Below are 21,104 nucleotides of genomic sequence, written 5' to 3'. Positions count from 1 at the left end.
CCTCTCCCGAGCGGGCCCCGTGCATGGAGCGGGAGGATTTCCGACATGAGCGCGCGCAGTGATGTCACCAACACGGCACCATCGAAGACGATGATGCAAAGAGTTCTCGACACCGTCGAGCATGTTGGAAACAGCGTCCCGCACCCGGTCGTGATCTTTCTGATCCTCATCGCCATCGTGTTGGTGCTCTCTCACCTGCTCTACATGTTGGGGGCCAGCGTCACCTACCAGGCCATCAATCCCGATACCCACAAGCTCGAGACCGCGACCACTGCCGCCAATAGCCTGCTGACGGCGGACGGCATTCGTCATATCTATACCCGGCTCGTGCCGAACCTGATGGGTTTCACTGCGGTTGGGCTGCTGATCGTCGCCATGATGGGTGTCGGCGTCGCTGAGGAAGCCGGCCTGGTGAACGCGTTGATCAGAAAACTCGTGGCCGTCTCTCCGAGCTGGGCACTCGTTTACATCGTCGCGTTCGTCGGCATTTTGTCCAGCATCGCCGCCGACGCCGGCTATGTCGTGTTGATCCCGTTGGCGGGCGCGGCCTTCCTGAGTGTTGGCCGGCATCCTCTCGCTGGGCTGGCTGTGGGGTTTGCCGCAGTCGCCGGTGCGTTCACCGTGAACATGATTATCAAGCCGCTTGATGCCGTTCTGACGGAAATCACCAACGATGCAATTCACATGGTCAATCCCACCACCTCGCTGGATCTGACCGCCAACGTCTCGTTCTCGATCGCGTCCGTGCTTGTCCTGACCGTCGTTATTGCCCTCATCAACAACCGGATCATCGAGCCCCGGCTGGGCGCGTACCAGGCCGAGAAAACCGCCAACACCCAGCCGGGAGGGAACGGCGGCCAGCTTTCCGTCGACGAGTCCCGCGGGCTGAGGTACAGCGGCTTCGCACTGCTTGGGGTAGTGACCCTGTTCCTTCTGTTGACCGTTCCGTCCGGCGCGCCCCTGCGCAATCCGACGACGGGCGTCCTGATCGGTAACTCACCATTCATGAACGGCCTGATCGGGGTCATCATGGTGCTGTTCCTTGCAACCGGGATCGCATATGGCATCGGCGCAAAAACGGTGAACAGCTCCGCAGCCATTATCGCGGCCATGACCACGGCGGTTGCCTCACTCAGCGGCACCATCCTCCTGTTCGTCGTCATCAGCCAGTTCGTCGACTACTTCAACTACAGCAATATTCCGACGCTGATGGCCCTGACGATGGCCGATGTGCTGAAAGGCGCGAATATCGGCACGCTGTGGCTGCTGATTGGCTTTATCGTTGTCGTCATGATTCTGGACTTCGTGTTCACGCCGGCAATCGCCAAATGGGCCATCTTCGCGCCGGTCTTCGTGCCGGTGTTCGTGCAGCTCAACGTCGATCCCGCAGCCGTCCTGGCCGCGTACCGTGTCGGCGACTCGCCGATCAACGCGATCACCCCGCTCAACGCCTATTTCGCCATGGTGGTCGGGTTTGCTCAGATCTACGACAAGAAAGCCGGCGTCGGGACGGTTGTGGCCCTGATGCTGCCGTACACACTCTGGATGGCCATCATCTGGACCGTGCTGTTCGTTGTCTGGTACCTGCTCGGCCTGCCCTGGGGATTGTGAGGTGCAACGCACCTCACCCGGAAAAACCCCGAGATGTCAGGGTAAATAGCCTGATTGTTCACCAAGGAAATTCAACGTTAGATAATGGTCCGCTGGGCCTCGCCAAAAGCGGTGAACGAAAAAGGCGGGTAAGGAGCGTTGACCCGATCGCGCCCGCTCGTAACGACCAACGGCTCAGAAGATCCTCCGGTGGGCTCCATGACCAAGCTCGACGATGTCTTGTCCAACATAGACGCCAACCTCGATGCGGCGCTCGAGCGTCTGTTCGCGATCCTGCGCATCAAGTCGATCTCGACCGAACCGGCCTACAATGCCGAATGTATCGCCAATGCCGAATGGCATGTCGCGGACCTGAAAGGCATCGGCTTCGATGCCACTGTGCGCCCGACACCGGGGCACCCGATGGTCGTGGCGCATGACCGCAGCGTGCCCGGCCCCTCGGCTCTGTTCTACGGCCATTACGATGTGCAGCCAGTCGATCCCCTCGAACTCTGGGGTCGCGCCCCCTTTGACCCGTCCATCCAAACGATGCCCGATGGCGCGAAGATCATTACTGGTCGCGGCGCCGCCGACGACAAAGGCCAACTTATGACCTTTGTCGAGGCCTGCCGCGCCTGGAAGGCGGTCACCGGCAAACTGCCAATTCCGATTTCGATTTTGCTGGAGGGGGAAGAGGAATCCGGTGGCGTGAACCTGCCGGGCTTTCTCGATGCGCACGCCGCGGAGCTGCGCGCAGATATCGGCCTGATCTGCGACACCAACATGTGGGACCCCGAGACGCCGGCGATCCAGACCATGTTGCGTGGTCTCTGCGGCGAGGAAGTCATCATACATGCCGCCGACCGCGATCTGCATTCAGGCTTCTATGGTTCGGCCGCAGCCAATCCGAACCGCATCCTCGCCCGCATCCTCTCTGACCTGCACGACGAGAACGGACGCGTCACGCTGCGCGGTTTCTATGACGGCGTACCGGAACTTCCCGAGGCGTTGCGCCTGCAATGGGACAGCTTGAACTTCAGCGCAAAGTCCTTCCTCGGTGCCATCGGGCTTTCTGTTCCCGCCGGCGAGAAGGGCCGCGGCGCGCTCGAGATGGTCTGGTCGCGCCCGACCTGCGAAATCAACGGCATGGGCGGCGGCTATCAGGGGGCTGGGTTCAAGACGGTGATTCCCGCCACGGCCTCGGCAAAGGTGTCTTTCCGCCTGGTTTTCGATCAGGATCCCCATGCCATCCGCAAGGCCTTCCGGGAGCATGTACATGCGCGCGTCCCGGCCGATTGCCGCGTGGAATTCCTAGAGCATGGCGCGGGTCAGGCGATCCGCTTCCCGATCGAGGCTCCCGCCTTCGGCAAGGTGCGCGACGCACTGACGGCCGAATGGGGCAAGCCCGCGGTCTTCATCGGCGGTGGCGGCTCCATTCCCGTGACCCATCAGCTCAAACAGTCGCTGGGCATGGACGTGGTGCTCGCGGGCTTTGGCCTCGAGGATGACCGCATCCACAGCCCGAACGAGAAATACGATCTCAAGAGCTTTCATAAGGGGATCCGCTCCTGGGCGCGGATTCTGGAAGCGTTGTCGCGGTAGAGCGGCACGGGCAAGCAGCGCTGGCTCCAGGCCGGACCGCCCTCGCGAGGTGCGATGACGCCGCATATACTCATTACCTTCGCCATCATCGGCGTGATGGTCCTGCTCTTCGTCTCGAACCGGGTGCCGGTCGCAGTCGTGGCGCTAAGCGCGGCGCTCGTGCTTTACGCGACCGGTATTCTGGAACTCTCCGAGACGTTGGCAGGTTTCGGCGACACCACGATACTCTTCATCGCTTCGCTCTTCGTGGTGAGTGCCAGCCTGGATTCGTCCGGCGTCACCACCTGGGCAGGCCAGGTGCTAATTCGCTACGCGGGCGAGAGCCGGACGCGCCTGCTGGTGCTGTCGATGCTGCTCGTGGCCTCTCTCACGGCGCTGATCGGCTCGGGTGGTGCAGTGGCTGCCCTGCTGCCCGTGCTGGTGATCGTCTCCGTCCGGCTCAGGCGTCCGCCTGCGCAGCTCATGATGCCTCTCGCCTTCGCATCCTATTCGGGCTCGATGCTGGTGCTGACAGGAAGCCTTGTGAACGTGCTGCTCTCCGACGCGGCGAGCGATGTCGGTCTCGCACCCTTCGGCTTTTTCGAGATGACGGTGATCGGAGTGCCGCTTCTGGCTGGTACCGTGGCCATTGTCGTTCTTTTTGGCCATAGGCTGCTGCCGGTGCGCACCAGTCGGGAAATGCCGGAGGATCTGAGCCACCATTCGCGCATGCTGACCGAGCAATACAAGCTGTTTGATCGGGTGTACCAGTTTGAGATCACCGCCGCATCGCCCTATCTCGGCACCTTGCAGGCCGTGCTGGAATCGCGGCTGGAGCGCGAGAATCATCCGGAGCTCAGCTTTATCGCTGTTCGCCCGCGCCGCCAGAACAGCATCTCGTGGCAACATTCTCTCGTCGAGGGCGATCGACTCATCATGCGCGGTGAACAGGCGGCAATGGATGCCTTCGCCGAGCAGCATGGCCTGATGCCTTGCCGAGAGACGGCCGGCAGGATGCGGGAGGCGCTGTTCAATGATAGCCATGGCTTCTCCGAGGTCGTGCTGCCGCCCCGCTCTCGTTTGATCGGTGAGACGGTCTTCCCCGGCATGGTCACCGAAAGTGGCGATCTGATCATCCTGGGCGTTCAACGCGGCGGCGAGAATCTCGGACCCGGAGAAACCGTTCTTGCGGCGGGCGACACGCTGTTGCTGCAAGGCCGTTGGGAAGCGCTGGAGGAGTACGGACGCGATCCAAACGTGCTCGTCGTTGCCGCCCCTGACATGATCCGCCGTCAGGCCAGGCCCTTGGGCGCCGGCTCCTTACGCGCCATTGTCATTCTCGCGGTCATGGTGACGCTGCTGGCGACGGGCGCCGTGCCAAGAGTCGTCGCCGGGTTGGCGGCGGCCTGCACGGTGATCCTGTTGGGCGTACTCAAGATCGAACGGGCTTATCGGGCGGTCAACTGGAATGTTCTGATCATGGTGGCGTCGCTGATCCCGCTCTCGACCGCCATGTACAAGACGGGTGCGGCCTATCTCATCGCCGATACACTCGTCGCCATTGTCGGCAATGCGAGCCCGTACGCGCTGCTGGCCGGGCTGTTTTTGCTCACAGCGCTGATCGGTCAGCTGATCAGCAGCACAGCGACGACGCTTATCGTCATTCCGATAGCGATCGCCTCCGCGGAAGCCGTCGGCGTCTCGCCGCGCACCGCGTTGGTGACTGTGGCGGTGGCTGCAGCCGCTTCCTTCCTCACGCCTATCGCCGCCTCGGCGAGCCTCATGGTGCAGGGCCCCGGCGGCTATCGATTCGGTGATTTCTGGAGGATGGGCCTACCGTTGCTGCTCTGGTTCTTCCTGGTAGGCACGTTTCTCGTGCCCATCTTCTGGCCGTTCGAAGGATGAGCAGCTTGCACACAAGATGAGCCGCTTGCGTCTCAACCGATCGGGTATTCCGCATGAACACCAATCTCGCTTTGGTTCTTCTGCTGCTGGCGGCCGCGATCGTGATGTTCATGGCCAATCGCCCACGCATGGATGCGGTTGCGCTGCTGATGATCGTGATCATGCCATTCACCGGAGTGATTACCATCAACGAGGCACTGGCGGGGTTCAGTGATCCCAGCATCGTGCTGATCGCAGGTCTATTCGTGATCGGAGAGGGGCTGGTGCGCACCGGCGTGGCGCGTCGCCTCGGCGATTGGCTGAATGCGACCGCCGGCAGCAGCGAGACGCGCATGCTGGTGCTGCTGATGCTTGCGGTCAGTGGGCTCGGCGCATTCATGAGTTCGACCGCCGTGGTCGCCATATTCATCCCGGTCGTACTGCGCATCTGTCAGAACACGGGCGCCGCGCCGAGCCAGTTGATGATGCCCCTGAGCTTTGCGGCCCTGATCAGCGGCATGCTCACCCTCGTCGCGACGGCGCCAAATCTGGTGGTCAACGCCGAACTGATCCGCCAGGGCGAGGTCGGTTTCGGCTTTTTCAGCTTCACGCCCTTTGGGCTCGCGTTCCTCGCGCTTGGCATTGCTTATATGCTGTTCGCACGGCGGTTTCTGCCCGTCTCGGCCAAGCGCGTAGACGGCGAGTGCCGTCAGCCGAACCTGCTTGATTGGGTAACGCAATACGACCTCACCGACCGAGCCCTGCGCGTGCGCGTGCTGCCTGACTCGCCGCTGGTCGGCAAGCGCCTGGAAGGGCTTCCGCTCCGGGATAGCGGCGTGAACCTCCTCGCCATCGAGCGTCACGGCCACTTCGGGTCCGAGGCGATCCGCCCGAACGCAAGGACCGAGCTCGCTGCCGGGCAGATCCTGCTGCTCGACGTCATCGCACTTCCTACCGAGACCGACCGGATGCTGCGCGACTATATGCTCGAGAAGCTTCCCTTGGGCGACTGCGGCTACTTCACCGACCGTTCGCAGGAAATCGGCATGGTCGAGGTCATCGTCCCGGCGGAGTCCAAGCTGATCGGCTCAAGCGTCTTGCAGGCGCGGGTGCGCAGCGAAATGGGATTGACGGTGCTGGGGTTGCGGCACGGTCGCAAGGTCGTCAGCCAAGGGCTGCTCGATGAGACGTTGAAGGTCGGTGACACCCTTCTGCTGACCGGCTTCTGGTCTGACATCAACAAGCTGCGATCCGAATTCTCGGATCTTGTCGTCCTGAACCTGCCGACCGAGCACAAAGAGGTTCTGCCGGCTGCGAACCTCGCACCTCAGGCACTTGCGGTCCTGGCATTGACGGTCGGCATGATGGTCAGCGGTGTGGTGCCGAACGTGCATGCGGTTCTGATCGGCTGCTTGCTGATGGGGTTGCTCCGCTGCGTTGATTTTAACAGCGCCTACGCCTCGATCAATTGGAAGAGCCTGGTTCTCATTGTCGGCATGCTGCCCTTTTCGCTGGCGCTGCAACGAACCGGCGGCGTCGATCTCGCAGCCTACGCCGTGACGCATTCTGCGGGCGAGGCAGCACCGCGGGTCCTGTTGGGGCTGCTTTTCGTGATCACGGCCGCCCTTGGTCTGTTCATCTCGAATACGGCGACCGCGGTGCTCATGGCACCCGTCGCACTCGCAGTGGCGAAGGATATCGGCGCTTCCCCCTATCCTTTCGCGATGACTATCGCCATCGCGGCCTCGGCCGCCTTCATGACGCCGGTGTCTTCGCCGGTGAACACCTTGGTGGTCGGACCGGGCAATTACGGTTTCGGCGATTTCTTGAAGATCGGTGTCCCTTTTGCCGTCGTCGTGATGTTCGCAGCCTTGGCGCTGGTGCCCTGGCTGCTGCGATTTTGACGGCAGTCAGGCCGGACGCGCTCCCGCGGGCGGTTGCTCTTTTTCGTCCCGCGCAAACCAGGTCACATACAATGTTGGCAGGAAGACCAGCGTCAGGACGGTGGCGATCAGAAGTCCGCCCATGATCGCGAATGCCATCGGTCCCCAGAACACCGTTGGTGCGATGGGGATCATGCCGAGAACGGTCGACACCGCCGTCAACATGATCGGCCGAAAACGGGAGCTGCTGGCATCCACCGCCGCGTCCCAAGGCGTCTTGCCCAAGGCGCGTTCGGCGTCGATCTGACCGATCAGAATGACAGCATTCTTGCTGATCATGCCGAGCAGCGCCAGTACACCGAGAATGGCGACAAAGCCCAAGGGCCTGCCGGACAGCATCAACGCTGCAACGACGCCGATAAGGCCGAGCGGAGCTACGCTTAGCACCATGAACAGCCTCGGAAAGCTCTGGAGTTGCACCATGAGGACGGTGAACATGACGAACAGCATCACCGGCACCACCGCCAGCACGGATGCCTGCGACTTCTGACTTTCCTCCACGGTGCCGCCCACGACGACGCTATACCCCGAAGGAAGGGTTTTTCTTAGATTCTCGATCGCCGTCGAGAGCGACGTGACCACGCTCTCCGGCAGCTTGTCACCGGCGATGGCAGCCTGAACCGTCAGGGTTGGAATGCGGTCGCGCCGCCAGACGAGTGGAAACTCCTGGTCATACTCAAAGGAGGCGAACTGACTGAGAGGAACAGTCTGTCCACCCGGCAGCGCCACCTGCAGGTTACGTAAGCCGTCCAGAGAGACCCTCTGCTCGTTGGTCGCTCGCGCCACCACGTTGACCAGATAGATATTGTCGCGAACTTGGGTAATGGGTGTGCCGGATATGACCGTATTCAAGACTGTCGCAATCGCTTGCGAGCTGAGGCCGAGAAGGCGGGCCTCGTTCTGGTCCACCCGAATCCGCACTTGGCGATTGGGTTCCATCCAATCGAAGTTCACTTGTTTGGTGTCCGGACTGGAAGCGACGATCTGTCCGACCTTGAGCGCGATTTCGCGCACCCGTTCCACGTCAGCCCCACCAACCCGATACTGCACCGGCCATCCGACCGGCGGTCCGAGTTCGAGCGGAGACACAAACGAAATCGCGTTAGGAAACTCCTGCGCGAGCAGCTTTTCGAGCTTGGAATGCAGACGGTCGCGTGCCGCGACGTCCTTGGCGATCACGACGGCCTGCGTGAAGAAATCGTTCGGGAGTTGAACATTAAGCGGCAAATAGAAGCGGATGGCGCCGCGCCCGATATAGGTGCTCCACCGCGCCACATCGGCATCGGTCGAAAGGGCCGTATCCAGCCGCTTTGCTGCGACGTCGCTCGCATGGATTGACGAGTTCTGCGGCAAGCTGAGGTCCACGAGCAACTCTGGACGGTCCGACGATGGAAAGAACTGTCGCGGAATGAGCGGCAGCGCAAGCACCGAACAAACAAAGAGTGCCAAGGAGAGTGCGATCGTCAGCCATTTCGCGCGCATCGCGAAAGTCAGGAAGCTCCGATACATGCGGAAGATCCTGCCCTGATCCGCCGTACTTGTTTGCTTCGGCGGAACGAGGATGGCTGCTCCGAGAAGTGGGGTGAAAATGACCGCAACGAACCAGGAAACCAGCAGTGCGATCGTGACCACGGCGAAGAGCGAAAACGTGTATTCACCGGCGGAACTCGCAGCAAAACCGACCGGTATAAAGCCAGCTATCGTTACCAGCGTGCCCGCGAGCATTGCCATTGCATGAGTCCGGTACGCGAAAGTTGCCGCCTCGATCTTGCTGGCTCCCTCTGCGAGCCGACTGAGCGTCGCATCAGTCGTGGTCATCGCATCGTCGACCAGCAACGCAAGCGCAATGATGAGCGCGCCAAGCGATATTCGCTGCATATCGATGCTGAGGAGTCCCATGATCGGAAACACGATCGCCAGCGTGAATGGTATGGCGAGCGCGATGATAAGGCCGGGTCGCACGCCCAGGCTGATGAAACTCACCGCCATGATGATGCCGATCGCCTGCATCAATGAGACTGTGAACTCGCGAATCGCCTGGTTGACGACAACGGGCTGGTCCGCCATCAGGCTGGGCTCGATTCCGATGGGGAGATCCGCGGTGATTCGCGCCATTGCCTTTTTGATATTGGCGCCGAGCGCGAGAATGTCGCCGCCATCCCTCATGGCGATTGCAAGACCTATTGCCGGTTTGCCATTGACCCGAAACATCGGCTGGGGCGGATCCGTGTAGCCGCGTTGCACCTGCGCAATATCGCTCAGGCGAAGCATGCGCCCGCCGGCGGAGAAATTGATGTTGGCGATGTCCTGCTCCGATTGGAAGCTGCCTGACACCCGAATCGAGATACTTTCCGAGCCGGTTTGTATCGTTCCCGCCGGACGCACGATGTTTTGCGACTGGAGAGCCGCAATGAGAGCGGATCGATCAATTCCAAGGGCGGCAAGTTCCTTCGTGGAGAACTCGACGAAGATCACCTCATCCTGTTCACCCACAAGCTCAACCTTCGACACGTCAGGTACGAGAAGCAGCCTTGATCGGATGTCCTCGACCCGATCGCGCAGCTCACGCTGCGTGAAGCCGTCGCTGGTAAAGCCATAGATGATGCCGAAGGTATCGCCGAATTCGTCATTAAACCCGGGCCCGATCACGCCCGCGGGCAGCGTGTGACGCATGTCTCCGATCGTCTTTCGTACGTGATACCAAGTGTCGGCCACCTGTTTCGCGTTCGCATTCCCCTTCAGATTTACAAAGACGGTCGCGACACCGGCCCTGGTGAAGCTTCGCAGGAAGTCCAGATGCGGCGTTTCCTGCAAGTGACGTTCGAGGCGCTCGGTTACCTGCTTCATCGTCTCTTCCACAGTTGCGCCGGGCCACGCGGCCTGGACGACCATGGTCTTGATGATGAAGGCAGGATCTTCATTGCGCCCCAACCGGAAATAGGACAGTGAACCCCCGACCACCGCAATGATCATCATATAGACAACCAGCGAACGGTGTTTCAGAGCCCAATCGGAAAGATTCATTCTGTTCATGGCTCGGATCCAAGAACGCGGACCTTCTGACCCGGATGCAGCGCCTGAACGCCGGCGGTGACAACAACTTCGCCGATGTCGAGCCCCTGGGAAATGATAGCCTGCGCTTCATCAAACCGCAGCACATCCACATTGCGTACCGCAACCGTATTGGTGGTCCGATCGACGATCCATACAGCAGGCTGCTGGTTCATCCTGGTCAGCGCGGAAGACGGAATATCGATCATCGGCCCTGCAGTTGTGTTCACGCGTCCTATCACCGACGCACCCAACTGCATCGCAGCTGGCGGATCGGTCAGACCCACCTTGACCTCGAAGGTTCGGGTCACAGCACTAGCCTGTGCAGCAACTTCGCGAATGCGCCCTTGCGCGGCTATCGTCGGATCATCTGCCAGGCTGACGGTGATCTCTGGATCGGCGGAGGCCGACCTGATCAATTGAGCGGGGACATCGAAGACCGCATCGCGGCCATCCTGCCGCGCAACCCTGGCGATCATCTGCCCGGCCTGAACGACCTCGCCGGCGACTGGACCAGTAGCTGTTATCACGCCGGGAGCATCAGCCTTGAGCTCGGTGAAGCCGACGAGGTCATGCGCAGAACTCAGTTGCGCTTCGGCCGCATCGACCTGCGACTGCGCGGTTTGCCGTGCCTGGGTTGCCGCATCATAGTTGGCCCGCGTGGTCCACCCCTGCGCCAACAGCGTCTCCTGGCGATCGAAGTGATTGCGCGCCTGCGTCAGTTGCCCCTGAGCGGCAGCAAGGGACGCCTGCGCCTGTCGCAGCGCGCTCAGTTCATTCTGCGACTCCAATCGCGCCAGCACCTGGCCTGCCTTGACCCGGTCGCCTACCTTGGTGTCATTGCTCAACAGGCGGCCCGAGATTCGGAAGGCAATATTCACCTCGTCTTCTGCCTCGACCCGTCCGGAGAATGTCAGCGGCGTCGTGACCTTGCGCTTTTCGACGGTCGCTGTGCGTACGATCCGCGGCGGAGATGCGTCCTTGGTTTCGGTCTCCCGTCCACATCCTGCCAGCATCAGCAAGAATGCCGCCACCAGCGTCGATGTGAGGATGTTTCGAGGCGGGGATCGGCTGTCGTACATGAACATGAACTGTTCCGTTCCGGGAGTGAGATCTTGCCGGGAGCATTGCGCTTTCCGCGGTCGTATGTTCCCGGTGCCGCCATCGGCATTTTTGCCGAAGGGGTCCGCCGTCAGTATCGGTAAATCTACTCGGTGGCGCCGGATGGAATCCGTGGTCGACCATCAGCAGATTCCCAGGACATGATCAGGCAATCACCCGATGTCGCCGGTTCCGCCGACGACGCATGATGCAATCGTCTATACGGCACGCAAACGCGCTTCTTCAAAAATGCGGCACAGCCAGGCGACACAATCCGGGAGCAATCGAGGAAACCGGCATGACAGGATCCTCAGGTGATCGAGATGGGAGCACGGCCGTCGCGGTTGAAGGTTTGTGGCGGGTTGCAACTTTCAGGGCCGCATTTTTCCTCTGCCTCTGGCTCGTGCTTGCCGGCGTCAATCCCACAGACATTCCTGCCGCGGCGGCCGCAATCGCGGCAGCAACCTGGACGAGCCTGCACCTGCTGGAGCCGAGCAGATCCCGGTGGTCGGGTCCTGCCTTGGTCCGCCTGGTGCTGCTCTTCCTGTACCAGTCGGTGGTCGCCGGCGTAGATGTCGCGCGCCGCGCGCTCGATCCCCGGCTGCCGCTGCGTCCGGGATTTGTGGTCTATCCAACCGGCCTCTCACGCGGGACGCGACGTAACGTTTTCGCGACCCTCACCAGCCTTTTGCCTGGCACGGTGCCAACCGGGGAGGAGAGCGGGCAGATCGTCTATCACTGCCTCGACGTCGGGCAACCGGTCGTTGCCGAACTTGCCGCGGAGGAAGGGGCGTTGGTTCGAGCCCTCTACAATGACTGAATTCCTGACAACCGCAGTCGGCTTGATCCTGGCGATGCTCGGGCTCGGGCTGGTGTCCATCTTGCGTGGCCCGGCAGATGCCGACCGGATGATGGCGGCGCAACTGATCGGGACTGCCGGCATTGCCGTCTTGCTACTGATCGGCACCGTGACAGGCGTGCCTGCTGCTGTCGACGTGGCATTGATATTGGCACTGCTCGCGACTTTCGCGTCCATCGCATTCGTCAAGAAGGGGCTTTCCCGCCTCGAAACCGATGGGGCCGGTCCGGGGGAGGACAGATGAGCGTCGCACGCGACATCATCACGGTTGCGGCGGTGCCGGCAGGCGTGTTCTTCTTTTTCGCCGGCACTGTCGGCCTTCTTCGCTTTCCCGATACGCTGACTCGGCTGCACGCGCTCAGCAAAGCCGACAACCTCGGCCTGGGTTTCGTGGTGCTCGGGCTGCTTCCCCAAACAGGAGGCCTGCGCGACGGACTGAAGTTGATCAGCATCTGGATGTTCGTATTGCTCGCGGGCGCCACCGTCTCCCAATTGATAGCGCGCGCGGCACGTCAAAGCGGATCGGGTAGATGAGCATCGCAACAGTGTTCGAGATCGCGCTCGCCGTCGTGGTGCTGGGCCTCGCCATCTGGACGATAGCCGTCCCCGACACCTATTCGGCCACGGTCGGTTTTATCGCCTATGGACTGCTGGTTGCGCTGATCTGGGTCCGTCTGGACGCCGTCGATGTCGCGCTGACCGAGGCTGCAATTGGCGGAGGCCTGGGCGGCGTCGTGCTATTGGGTGCTGCGGCCCGGCTGCGCGGTACCGAGGCGATGACAAATGAACGACCAAGTCTGACTGTGCGTCTGAGCGCCGCAGCGCTGTCGGCGTCGATCGCAGCAGCGCTGGCTGTCGCGATCCTGCTTCCGCCCAATCCAGCGCCAACGCTCGCGCCCGAGGTCGTCTCGAACGCGGGGGCGACCGGAATGGCCAACCCCGTCACCAACGTGCTCATGGCATTCCGCGCGATGGACACCATGCTCGAGAAGGTCGTGCTCCTGCTCGCCATCGTCGGTGTCTGGTCCCTTGCGTCGGACCAGGCCTGGGGAGGTCGTCCCGGACCACGCCACCAGGCTGATCCAAATGGTGTTCTCGCCTTTCTCGCGCGCCTGTTGCCACCCGCCGGCATCGTCGTCGGCATTTACATCCTGTGGACGGGCGCTGATCACCCCGGCGGAGCATTTCAGGGCGGCGCGGTTCTCGCATCGATGTGGCTGCTGGTGATCATGGCCGGGCTGATGGATACCCCACCCGTGCGCAGTCGATGGCTTCGGCTCGTTCTGGTGGCCGGCCCCGGCTTATTCCTTGTCGTCGGCCTTGGCGGGATCTGTTTTGGGTCGGCGTTCCTTGCCTATCCGGCTGCGTTCGCCAAACCGCTGATTCTGAGCATTGAGGCCGCGATGCTCCTGACGATCGCGACGACGCTCGGCCTGCTGCTCGCCGGTGCACCTGAAAGGAGCGCAGAGCGATGAGCGCCGTGACCGTGTTCGGATCGTACGCTGCCGCGGCAGTCGGACTCGGACTCTATGGCCTGATTGCGGCCCCGCAACCACTTCGCAAGATCATCGCATTCAACCTGCTCGGCAGCGGCGTATTTCTTCTGTTCGGCATCGTCGGGCGACGAGGCGCGGCGGCGGGCTTTGGTAACGACCCGGTGCCGCAGGCCCTGGTGATTACCGGAGTCGTGGTCGCGTTTTCCGCGACGGCTCTCGCAATCGGCTTGTTGCTGCGGCTTTTCCAGATCACAGGCTCCACGACACTCAACAGTCGGGCGGCGGCGAGCCCGCGCTCCGATCCGTCCGGTAACTGATGCTGCCCCAGGCCCCCGCGCTGGTGACGACCGCCGGCGGCTTCCTGCTGGTGCTGTCGATCGTCGTGCCGGTCGCGGGCGTTCTGCTGGAGTTCGCTCTCGGCGAACGCTACGTCCGGCCGGTTGCCTCCGCGGTCATATCGGTCGGATTGGCGATTGCTGCCGCTGTCCTCGTGCTCTTGCCGCGGAGCGATGGCCACCTCGTCTATCTGCTCGGCGCCTGGCCGCCACCGCTCGGCGTAGCCCTCCGCGCGGACGGATTGTCGGCGGTCATGCTCGCGACGACGGCGGTCGTGATCTGCGCGGTCGCCATTTTTGCCGCGACCGATTTTCGTCCTCAATCTGTCGAAGCGCGCGCACCATTCGCATTCTGGATCCTGCTGCTGGCAGTCTGGGGCGCGCTGAACACGATCTTCGTCGCGGGAGACCTCTTCACGCTGTATGTTGCACTGGAATTGCTGACGTTCGCCGCGGTGCCCATGGTCTCTCTCGATGGCCGCGCGGAGACGCTTCGGGCTGCGTTGCGGTATCTGCTCTTCGCACTGATCGGTTCGGTCCTCTATCTGATGGGCACCGCGCTGCTCTATGGCCTCTATGGCACGCTGGATATCGTGCTGCTGTCTCATCGCGTCTCCGCCGAGCCCGGCGCGCTCATTGCGGCGGCGCTGATGACGTCTGGCCTCCTCGCTAAGACCGCACTGTTTCCGCTGCACCTCTGGCTGCCGCCTGCTCACGCCGGCGCCCCTGCCGCAGCAAGCGCGATCCTGTCCGGCCTGATCGTGAAGGGATCGTTTTTCATCCTCCTGCGGCTCTGGTTCGACGTGCTGCCCGCCCTGCCGGGCTTTACCGCTGCACAGTTTCTGGCAACGCTGGGGGCCGGTGCCATCTTCGTCGGGAGCATCGTTGCCCTACGGCAGGAGCGCCTCAAGCTGCTCGTCGCATATTCGACACTGGCCCAGATCGGGTACCTCTTCCTGCTGTTTCCTCTCGCACTCGATGCCTCGGGCCGACTCCAGACTGGACAGGCCCTGGCGGGTGGATTGATTCAGGCGATCTCCCACGCCACCGCGAAAGCGGCGATGTTCATGGCAGTCGGGTCGATCTACGCCGGACTGGGCCATGATCGCATCACCGGGATCCGCGGCGCTGCACGCGCTCTGCCCTTGAGCGTCATGACTTTCGCCTTAGCCGGCTTCGCACTGATGGGAATCCAGCCGGGCGGTGCGTCGCTTGCGAAGGAATTGTTGCTCCAGGAGACGGCGCGGACGGGACAGTGGTGGTGGGCTGGCGTGCTCCAGGTTGGCGGGATGTTCACGGCCGCCTATGTCGTACTGGTACTCGCCCACGCGCTTTCGCCTCCGGATCAGCCGGTCGCCCTCGCCGCGAGGCCACCACGCGGCAACGGTTTGGCGGCGCTAGCCTTGGCGCTCTGCTCGCTATTCCTTGGCCTGCTGCCATGGGAGCCGTATTTGCCGATCCCGTATGCTCTGGAATCGAAACTGTTCGGCGTCGAAGCGTTCGTCAAATTGCTTGCAACCGTGCTCGGAGGTGTCGCGCTCGCGATCCTGCTCAGTCCCTGGTCACATCCGCTGGCCGGTACGGTGGCCCGGAACGATTTGAAGACCGTGCGCAGCCCCTTCCGGCGCGCGTGTTTGGGGTTTGGCAGCCTTGTCGAAAGAGGCGATCACGTTCTCCGTCAATGGCCGGCGGCCGGCATCTGCATGCTCGCAGTGACGCTGCTGCTCGCCGCCTCGATATTCGGAGCAACTTGAGTACCTGAACGCTCGAATCCTATCGTGAAGCGGTCCTCCCGGATAGACGTTTGTCCAGCGCCACCATAGGATCGCGATCGAATGGTCCGCAAAAACTTTTGCTCGGCTTGCCAACGGACTCGTGAGTGCGGCGCGGTCCATGTCTGCCGCGCCGCACTCTGATGGATATAACTCACGTTCAAGCCAGTCACCACCTGAGGAAGAGCTGCGCGATTTACGTCCGTCTGCGGACGCAAGTCCCGCTTCTTCCGCTGAGCGATGCGCGGCATTGATCTTCAGTATGGTACATACAGTGAGTCCCTCGTCCGGCGACCTTGGCGCACCACTGGATTTCGCGCGCCGCTTCTCCCGGCGCAACAAACGCGAACATGGTTGCCGTGAACGTGAGCAACGCTGCTGCGATCATGGATTTGCGAATTGGCGCACGGACCAGCAAAGCGGATGAAAGGGACGGCTTAAACCTCGGCATGTTTCTCTCCCGTGTGAGTGTGTCATTGCGCCAGCAGATTGAAGCATTCGAACCCATCGGAATATCAGGTGTTCACCTGTTAGAAGATCGGGAGTCACCTGATGTAAGGCGTCGTCAACGAGCGATGCAGCCTTCTCCACAGTACTAGCTGAACGTATTACGGCGACTACCGACCTGTTCTTCGCGCATCGGAAATTCATCCTTCGAGCCCGGGGTTTTCTCCGATGCCGGGCTGGCGGCTTACCCTCTAGTCTCGACTTCGCACCGTGCAGTCGGGATCGGTCTCTCCTGGGCGGGGCTATCCCAATGGAAACGGAGGTCTCCATGTCCGACCTTGTCGCAATCGTGTATCCGAACGAGGCGAAGGCCGAGGACGTTCGTCAGCGGCTGCTCAAACTGCAAAAGGAATATCTGATCACCATCAGTGACGCCGTAATCGCCGTCAAGACCGAGAACGGCAACATCAGACTCAACCAACTCGTCAACACCACGGCGACGGGCGCGATGGCCGGCAGCTTCTGGGGGCTCCTGATTGGCGTGCTCTTCCTCAATCCGATCATCGGTGTCGCGGTCGGCGCTGCGTCCGGCGCGCTTGGAGGCGCCTTGTCCGATTTCGGCATCAACGACTCCTTCATGAAGGAGCTGTCCGCGTCGCTCCACCCCGGCAACGCCGCGCTCTTCGTCCTGATCAAGAACATGACAGCCGACAAGGTGTTGAGTGAGATCAAGGATGCCGGCGGGGTCGTGCTGAAGACATCCCTGGACGAGACCAAGGAAAAGATCCTGCGCGATGCGCTCGCCAGTGCGGCGGAGAGGCCGGCGGCCTGAAGCCGCCTATCGTCGACCGCCGAGCAGACGCAGCAGCATCATGAACAGATTGAGGAAGTTGAGGTAGAGCGATAGTGCCGCGATCACGGACTTGCGGCCTGCCGTTGTCTCATCGTCCCTGTTCTCATACATCGCCTTGATCCGCTGCGTATCGTAGGCGGTAAGCCCCGCAAAGACACCGACGCCGACGATCGAGATCAACCAATCGAGCCCCGTCGATCTCAGGAAGATGTTGACCAGGCTTGCGATGATGATGCCGATCAGGCCCATGAACAGGAAGCTGCCGGCCGCCGACAGGTCGCGCCTCGTGGTGTAGCCGAAGACGCTGAGTGCCCCGAACATTGCGGCCGCGATGAAGAAGACGCGCGTGATCGAGGCGCTAGTATAGATGTGCAGCAGCGTCGAGAGCGAGACGCCAACCAGCACAGCATAGACGAAGAACAGAATGCGCGCCGTTTCCGCCGACAGCGTATTGATGCGCGCCCCGATGAAGAACACAAGCCCGAGTGGCGCAAGGATGAAAACCCACATCAACGGGCTCTCAAGCAACGCGGGACCCATGAGCTGATACGTCAGCCACGCTACAATTGCGGTCAGGCCCACGCCCGCAGCCATGTAATTGTAGATACGCAGCATGTAGGCGCGCAATCCGGGATCGATCGCAAGCGCGCCGCCACCAGTGCCTGAGGCAGTCAGGTTCGGATCATAATTCGACATCGCTTGCCTCCTCGATTGGTCCGCACGAACAAACCAAGCTAGCCATCCGGCCCTTGCGGGAACATCGGATGATCACCCGAGTGCCGCAGGATATATCACCCTATCTCGGGATACCCGTATCACGCCAGAGCGACTTACCGAAACGTAACCTGGGGTTGCTGAAGCTGTTCATCCTTTTTGCCTGGAGTCTTACACCTTTGTCACTGGAAGCTGGTCACGCACCGGCCTAATAATCCGTCCGCATGCGCTACTTCTTTCACATCGTCGACAAATACGGCCTTTGTCCAGACGGAACTGGATGCGAGTGCGCCGACCAGGATGCCGCCGCTCTGCATGCGGGGCGAATCGCGGCTGAACTGGCAAAGGCTGGCGAGTTGTTCCGCGCGAGCTTCGTGTTGGTCACCGGGACCGCTGCGCTCGGGCCGGCGAGCTCATTGGTCGGCAAGTCCTCACGAGAGGCCGTCGACCGATTTCCTGCCTCCCCCTCTACATAGAATCCCCGATGTGCGAACGGGAAAGCCGCCCCTAGTCTCGTAGCCGAGGGTGGCCGGCCTGCCCCACTCAAATTCGCCCCTTGCGGCCACCTCATCGCCGGGATTGAGGATTCGCCGCATGCGTCCGCGTCTATGTGTTGGCCGTCGGCGCCATCACGATCTGCTGTGTTGTGGGTCAGTTGGAGACAGACATGAATGTCCGGACCGTTTGCGGCGCCCTCATCCTTGCCGGATCGATTGTGGCCGCGCAGCCGACCAGTTCCCAGGCGCAGACGACCGATCCGGCCGCATCCGCGCCAAAGCTGGTCACGACACCTGCGCCAAACGCTGCCGCGCCAAATACGAATACGAACCCCACCAAGCATCGCTACTGGCGTCATCGCGGCGGTTCGCATCCCCATTATGGCAGCCGCCGTGTTCGCACCTGAGCCCCGGCGCAACAGTTCATCATTGTAGTCCGCCGCCGAGACACCCGATCGATGAGCGACGTGAGGACAGGACAAGAGCAACCGCGCGAGGTCGTGGTCCGCGAGCCTCCAGACCAGGGCATGACCGACAGGCGGCGCGGCTTTCTCGCAACGGGTCTCGCCTTGCTCGCCGCTTGCGTTGCCCTCTTCCTCGTATGGCAAACGGCCTCGAGTCTTCTCATCATCTTCGCCGGCGTGCTGTTTGCGGCCTTTCTGGATGCCGCCGCGCGGGCACTGACGCTCGTGATTCCACTCAATCGCCTCTGCCGGCTGACATCGTGCTGCTGCTGTTCACCACCATCGTCGGACTGGGCCTCGCCTGGGGAAGCGGCAAGCTGCCGGAGCAAACACGCATCTTGCTGAAGGTCATGGACACCCAGTTCGACGTCTTGCAGCAGCGTCTTCTGACCTATGGCGTCGATCTACTTGGTCCGGAATGGGGCCGCGATCTTGCGCAGTGGCTGTTGTCCGATCAAGGCCGGTTTTTCAGCCACGCCCAGCTCGTCCTTGGCAGAGCGTCGAGCTTTCTGACCGGTGTGCTGGTGATCGCGTTCCTCGGTATCCTCTTTGCGTTTGATCCCACCAGCCACCGCGAGAGCCTTGTGTTGCTGGCGAAGCCCTCGTATCGCGCCCGGGCACGCGCGGTGATGAACGAGATGGGAAACGTCATGCGGCTGTGGTTCGTCGGACAGCTGATCCGCATCATCCTGACGACACTGTGCGTGTGGATTGCGCTCTATCTTATCGGGCTTCCCGGCCCCTTCGTGCTTAGGCTGCAGGCGGGGCTCTCCAACTTCGTTCCGTATCTTGGACCTATCCTTGCAGCAATCCCGATCGCGCTCGTCGCGATGCCGCTCGGCGGATCGGCGCTGATCTGGGCCGTCATCATCTACACGATCATTCAATCGATCGAGGGCTATGTGATCGGCCCGCTGATCCAGCGCCAGGCGATCGAAATTCCTCCCGCATGGACATTGGTCGCGATCGTGCTGTTGGGCGCAATGCTGGGCGTAATGGGTATCGCACTCGCCATGCCGCTGGTCGCCGTGGGCCGGGTCGCAATCATCAGATTCTACGTCGAGGACTACCTGGGCGATGACCATGCGCGGATGTTCAACAAGGGACCATCGCAAATGAGTGCGCCATGAGATTGGAGCCGAACGGAACGATGGAATGGATCCATCCCCGGCGATTTCCTGGTTGCAGCAATCCATCATCTTCTTCCTGTTGGGCGCCGTCCTGCTGGTCGGTCTCGGTATCACGCTTTGGCTTCGCCAGGATCTCAGCCCAAGGAGTTCGCCCGCCAGCACCGGAAGCCAAACGGAGGCCTTAATGCGCATTAACCTGCTTCTTGCGATCATCTGCGGATCCGCCCTGACTTGCGCCGCTGCCTTGCCCGCACGGGCCGAGACGTTCAGGGTCGGCCGCCTTATATGCACCAGCACTCCACGCGTTGGGCTGGTGCTTGGCTCCGCGCAAGAGCTTCGTTGTATATTCATCACGAGACGCCCGACTCGACAGTACATCTACGACGGATGGATCAGGCGCGTTGGTCTCGACATCGGCGTGACCAGTGCGGGAACCCTCTCATGGGCTGTCTTCGCCAGGAACTCGCGGGTCGGCCCCGGCACGCTGCGGGGGAGCTACGTGGGCGCGAGCGGCAATGTCGCGTTCGGCCCCGGTCTGGGAGCGAACGTTCTGATCGGAGGCTCTCGCCGGACGATTGCGCTCCAGCCTCTGTCGATCGAGCGATCGATCGGATTGAACGTTGCCGCGGGAGTTACGAACCTGACACTCGGTCCTCGCGAACGGCGATAGCGGCTTGCCCCGACCCCTGTTGCAAGGAGCGGACAATGGACCTCGCGCGGTAATCGCGGTAATGATGATATCGGTTGCCTTCATTCTCGGGCTCCTCCCGCTCGTGCCCGCAACCGGCGCCGCCGAGCCGCAGGGCCGTCGGGACCGCTGTCTTTGCCGGCATGCTCGCCGCGAGCTCGATCGGGATTTTTATGGTGCCGATGCTGTACGTCACGTTTCAGCGCCTGCGCGAGCGCGCGAAGGCACGACCGGTCTCGACCCGAACCACATAACCTGCGCAACCAGGATGCCGGAAATATTCCCGGCCTGCTGCTCAGGGTTTCGTCGGATAGCGACGTTGCCATTGCCCGCTACCATCGTTGCCGCGTGCAACTGCGTAACGAGAAGAGAGGAGAAAAACACAATGAACGCTCCCACACGCCGTGCCTTCCTTGGTCTTGCGCAGGGTGCCGTTGCCGCCACTGCTCTCGGCGCGATCGGCGTTCGTTTCATTGCGTCGGCGGAGGCTATACCGGTCGCACCAAATCTGGGACCGGCCGCGACAATCACGGATCTCGCGACGCAGGCGCAGTGGGGTCCTCCGCATAGCCCCGGTTGGGGGCGGCCAAGACCGCGCAGGCGCCGTTGGGTTTGCTGGTGGCATCGTGGTCGCCGCCATTGCGGGTGGCGGTGGAGGTGACCGTCCGCGATCTCTTAGAGCTGCGCTTCCACACCGGC

19 protein-coding genes and 1 pseudogene are annotated in these 21,104 nt (G+C 61.9%); 16 read left to right on the top strand and 4 right to left on the bottom strand.

Annotation, left to right across the window (positions count from 1 at the left end; translation table 11 throughout):
* Window positions 1–45 precede the first annotated feature (45 nt).
* The 4 genes from JJC00_RS12640 (at window position 46) to JJC00_RS12625 (ending at window position 6,959) form a co-directional block, all read left to right on the top strand.
* A complete protein-coding gene (locus JJC00_RS12640; RefSeq protein WP_200472864.1) occupies window positions 46–1,611 on the top strand; it encodes an AbgT family transporter in 1,566 nt (521 codons plus the stop codon).
* 198 nt (window positions 1,612–1,809) lie between these two features.
* The gene (locus JJC00_RS12635) at window positions 1,810–3,192 is read left to right on the top strand and encodes a M20/M25/M40 family metallo-hydrolase (RefSeq protein WP_200472863.1); all 1,383 of its coding nucleotides are present in this window, start codon (window positions 1,810–1,812) and stop codon (window positions 3,190–3,192) included.
* Window positions 3,193–3,246: 54 nt separating this feature from the next.
* Window positions 3,247–5,076 carry an SLC13 family permease gene (locus JJC00_RS12630; protein WP_200472862.1) on the top strand — a complete coding sequence of 610 codons (1,830 nt, stop codon included), beginning with the start codon at window positions 3,247–3,249 and terminating at the stop codon, window positions 5,074–5,076.
* A gap of 53 nt (window positions 5,077–5,129) precedes the next feature.
* Window positions 5,130–6,959: an SLC13 family permease gene (locus tag JJC00_RS12625; RefSeq protein ID WP_200472861.1), complete on the top strand. Its 1,830-nt coding sequence runs from the start codon at window positions 5,130–5,132 to the stop codon at window positions 6,957–6,959.
* A 6-nt stretch (window positions 6,960–6,965) separates the two neighbouring features.
* Here the strand turns inward: JJC00_RS12625 and JJC00_RS12620 are convergent, their stop codons facing one another.
* Window positions 6,966–10,031 carry an efflux RND transporter permease subunit gene (locus tag JJC00_RS12620; protein ID WP_200472860.1) on the bottom strand — a complete coding sequence of 1,022 codons (3,066 nt, stop codon included), beginning with the start codon at window positions 10,029–10,031 and terminating at the stop codon, window positions 6,966–6,968.
* Window positions 10,028–11,131, bottom strand: coding sequence for an efflux RND transporter periplasmic adaptor subunit (locus JJC00_RS12615; protein WP_433996526.1), 1,104 nt, complete (start codon window positions 11,129–11,131; stop codon window positions 10,028–10,030). The genes JJC00_RS12620 and JJC00_RS12615 overlap by 4 nt, the downstream gene beginning before the upstream one ends.
* A gap of 224 nt (window positions 11,132–11,355) precedes the next feature.
* Between JJC00_RS12615 and JJC00_RS12610 the strand changes: the two genes are divergently transcribed.
* From JJC00_RS12610 to JJC00_RS12585, 6 genes are read left to right on the top strand one after another with little or no spacing between them, the layout of a single operon-like run.
* Window positions 11,356–11,970 (top strand): Na+/H+ antiporter subunit E, encoded by a 615-nt coding sequence (locus tag JJC00_RS12610; protein WP_246774191.1) that lies wholly within the window; start codon window positions 11,356–11,358, stop codon window positions 11,968–11,970.
* Complete coding sequence (locus JJC00_RS12605) at window positions 11,963–12,253, top strand: monovalent cation/H+ antiporter complex subunit F (protein WP_200472859.1); 291 nt, start codon at window positions 11,963–11,965, stop codon at window positions 12,251–12,253. The genes JJC00_RS12610 and JJC00_RS12605 overlap by 8 nt, the downstream gene beginning before the upstream one ends.
* The gene (locus JJC00_RS12600; protein WP_200472858.1) at window positions 12,250–12,543 is read left to right on the top strand and encodes a cation:proton antiporter; all 294 of its coding nucleotides are present in this window, start codon (window positions 12,250–12,252) and stop codon (window positions 12,541–12,543) included. The genes JJC00_RS12605 and JJC00_RS12600 overlap by 4 nt, the downstream gene beginning before the upstream one ends.
* Before the next feature lie 11 nt (window positions 12,544–12,554).
* Window positions 12,555–13,484 carry an MnhB domain-containing protein gene (locus JJC00_RS12595; RefSeq protein WP_246774190.1) on the top strand — a complete coding sequence of 310 codons (930 nt, stop codon included), beginning with the start codon at window positions 12,555–12,557 and terminating at the stop codon, window positions 13,482–13,484.
* Window positions 13,481–13,822 carry an NADH-quinone oxidoreductase subunit K gene (locus tag JJC00_RS12590; protein ID WP_200472856.1) on the top strand — a complete coding sequence of 114 codons (342 nt, stop codon included), beginning with the start codon at window positions 13,481–13,483 and terminating at the stop codon, window positions 13,820–13,822. Before JJC00_RS12595 ends, JJC00_RS12590 begins: the two co-directional genes overlap by 4 nt.
* Window positions 13,822–15,594: a complex I subunit 5 family protein gene (locus tag JJC00_RS12585; RefSeq protein WP_200472855.1), complete on the top strand. Its 1,773-nt coding sequence runs from the start codon at window positions 13,822–13,824 to the stop codon at window positions 15,592–15,594. The genes JJC00_RS12590 and JJC00_RS12585 overlap by 1 nt, the downstream gene beginning before the upstream one ends.
* A 214-nt stretch (window positions 15,595–15,808) precedes the next feature.
* Here JJC00_RS12585 and JJC00_RS38075 read toward each other — a convergent pair whose 3' ends face one another.
* Complete coding sequence (locus JJC00_RS38075; protein ID WP_245285286.1) at window positions 15,809–15,964, bottom strand: DUF3551 domain-containing protein; 156 nt, start codon at window positions 15,962–15,964, stop codon at window positions 15,809–15,811.
* A 423-nt stretch (window positions 15,965–16,387) separates the two neighbouring features.
* On the opposite strand from JJC00_RS38075, the gene JJC00_RS12575 reads away from it, so the two are divergent.
* Complete coding sequence (locus tag JJC00_RS12575) at window positions 16,388–16,891, top strand: DUF1269 domain-containing protein (RefSeq protein ID WP_200472854.1); 504 nt, start codon at window positions 16,388–16,390, stop codon at window positions 16,889–16,891.
* A gap of 6 nt (window positions 16,892–16,897) precedes the next feature.
* On the opposite strand, the gene JJC00_RS12570 is transcribed toward JJC00_RS12575, so the two are convergent.
* Window positions 16,898–17,608 carry a Bax inhibitor-1/YccA family protein gene (locus tag JJC00_RS12570; RefSeq protein WP_200472853.1) on the bottom strand — a complete coding sequence of 237 codons (711 nt, stop codon included), beginning with the start codon at window positions 17,606–17,608 and terminating at the stop codon, window positions 16,898–16,900.
* A gap of 242 nt (window positions 17,609–17,850) precedes the next feature.
* On the opposite strand from JJC00_RS12570, the gene JJC00_RS38950 reads away from it, so the two are divergent.
* The 5 genes and pseudogenes from JJC00_RS38950 to JJC00_RS38070 form a co-directional block, all read left to right on the top strand.
* Window positions 17,851–18,102 carry a DUF6894 family protein gene (locus JJC00_RS38950; protein ID WP_433996504.1) on the top strand — a complete coding sequence of 84 codons (252 nt, stop codon included), beginning with the start codon at window positions 17,851–17,853 and terminating at the stop codon, window positions 18,100–18,102.
* Window positions 18,103–18,293: 191 nt separating this feature from the next.
* On the top strand, window positions 18,294–18,530 hold the full coding sequence (locus tag JJC00_RS12565) for a hypothetical protein (protein ID WP_200472852.1): 237 nt from the start codon (window positions 18,294–18,296) through the stop codon (window positions 18,528–18,530).
* Window positions 18,531–18,847: 317 nt separating this feature from the next.
* Entirely contained in the window at window positions 18,848–19,717 is an 870-nt protein-coding gene (locus tag JJC00_RS12560; RefSeq protein WP_246774189.1) for an AI-2E family transporter, read from the top strand.
* A 184-nt stretch (window positions 19,718–19,901) separates the two neighbouring features.
* Window positions 19,902–20,387, top strand: coding sequence for a DUF992 domain-containing protein (locus JJC00_RS12555; protein WP_200474097.1), 486 nt, complete (start codon window positions 19,902–19,904; stop codon window positions 20,385–20,387).
* A gap of 55 nt (window positions 20,388–20,442) precedes the next feature.
* Window positions 20,443–20,659: pseudogene (locus JJC00_RS38070) on the top strand (efflux RND transporter permease subunit); the annotation flags it as partial.
* Between the last annotated feature and the right edge of the window lie 445 nt (window positions 20,660–21,104).

The sequence above is a fragment of the Bradyrhizobium diazoefficiens genome, assembly GCF_016616885.1.
In the GTDB taxonomy this organism is placed as follows: domain Bacteria; phylum Pseudomonadota; class Alphaproteobacteria; order Rhizobiales; family Xanthobacteraceae; genus Bradyrhizobium; species Bradyrhizobium diazoefficiens_F.
The sequence above is the reverse complement of the archived record's forward strand: the minus strand, read 5'-3'. Positions and strand labels throughout refer to the sequence as shown.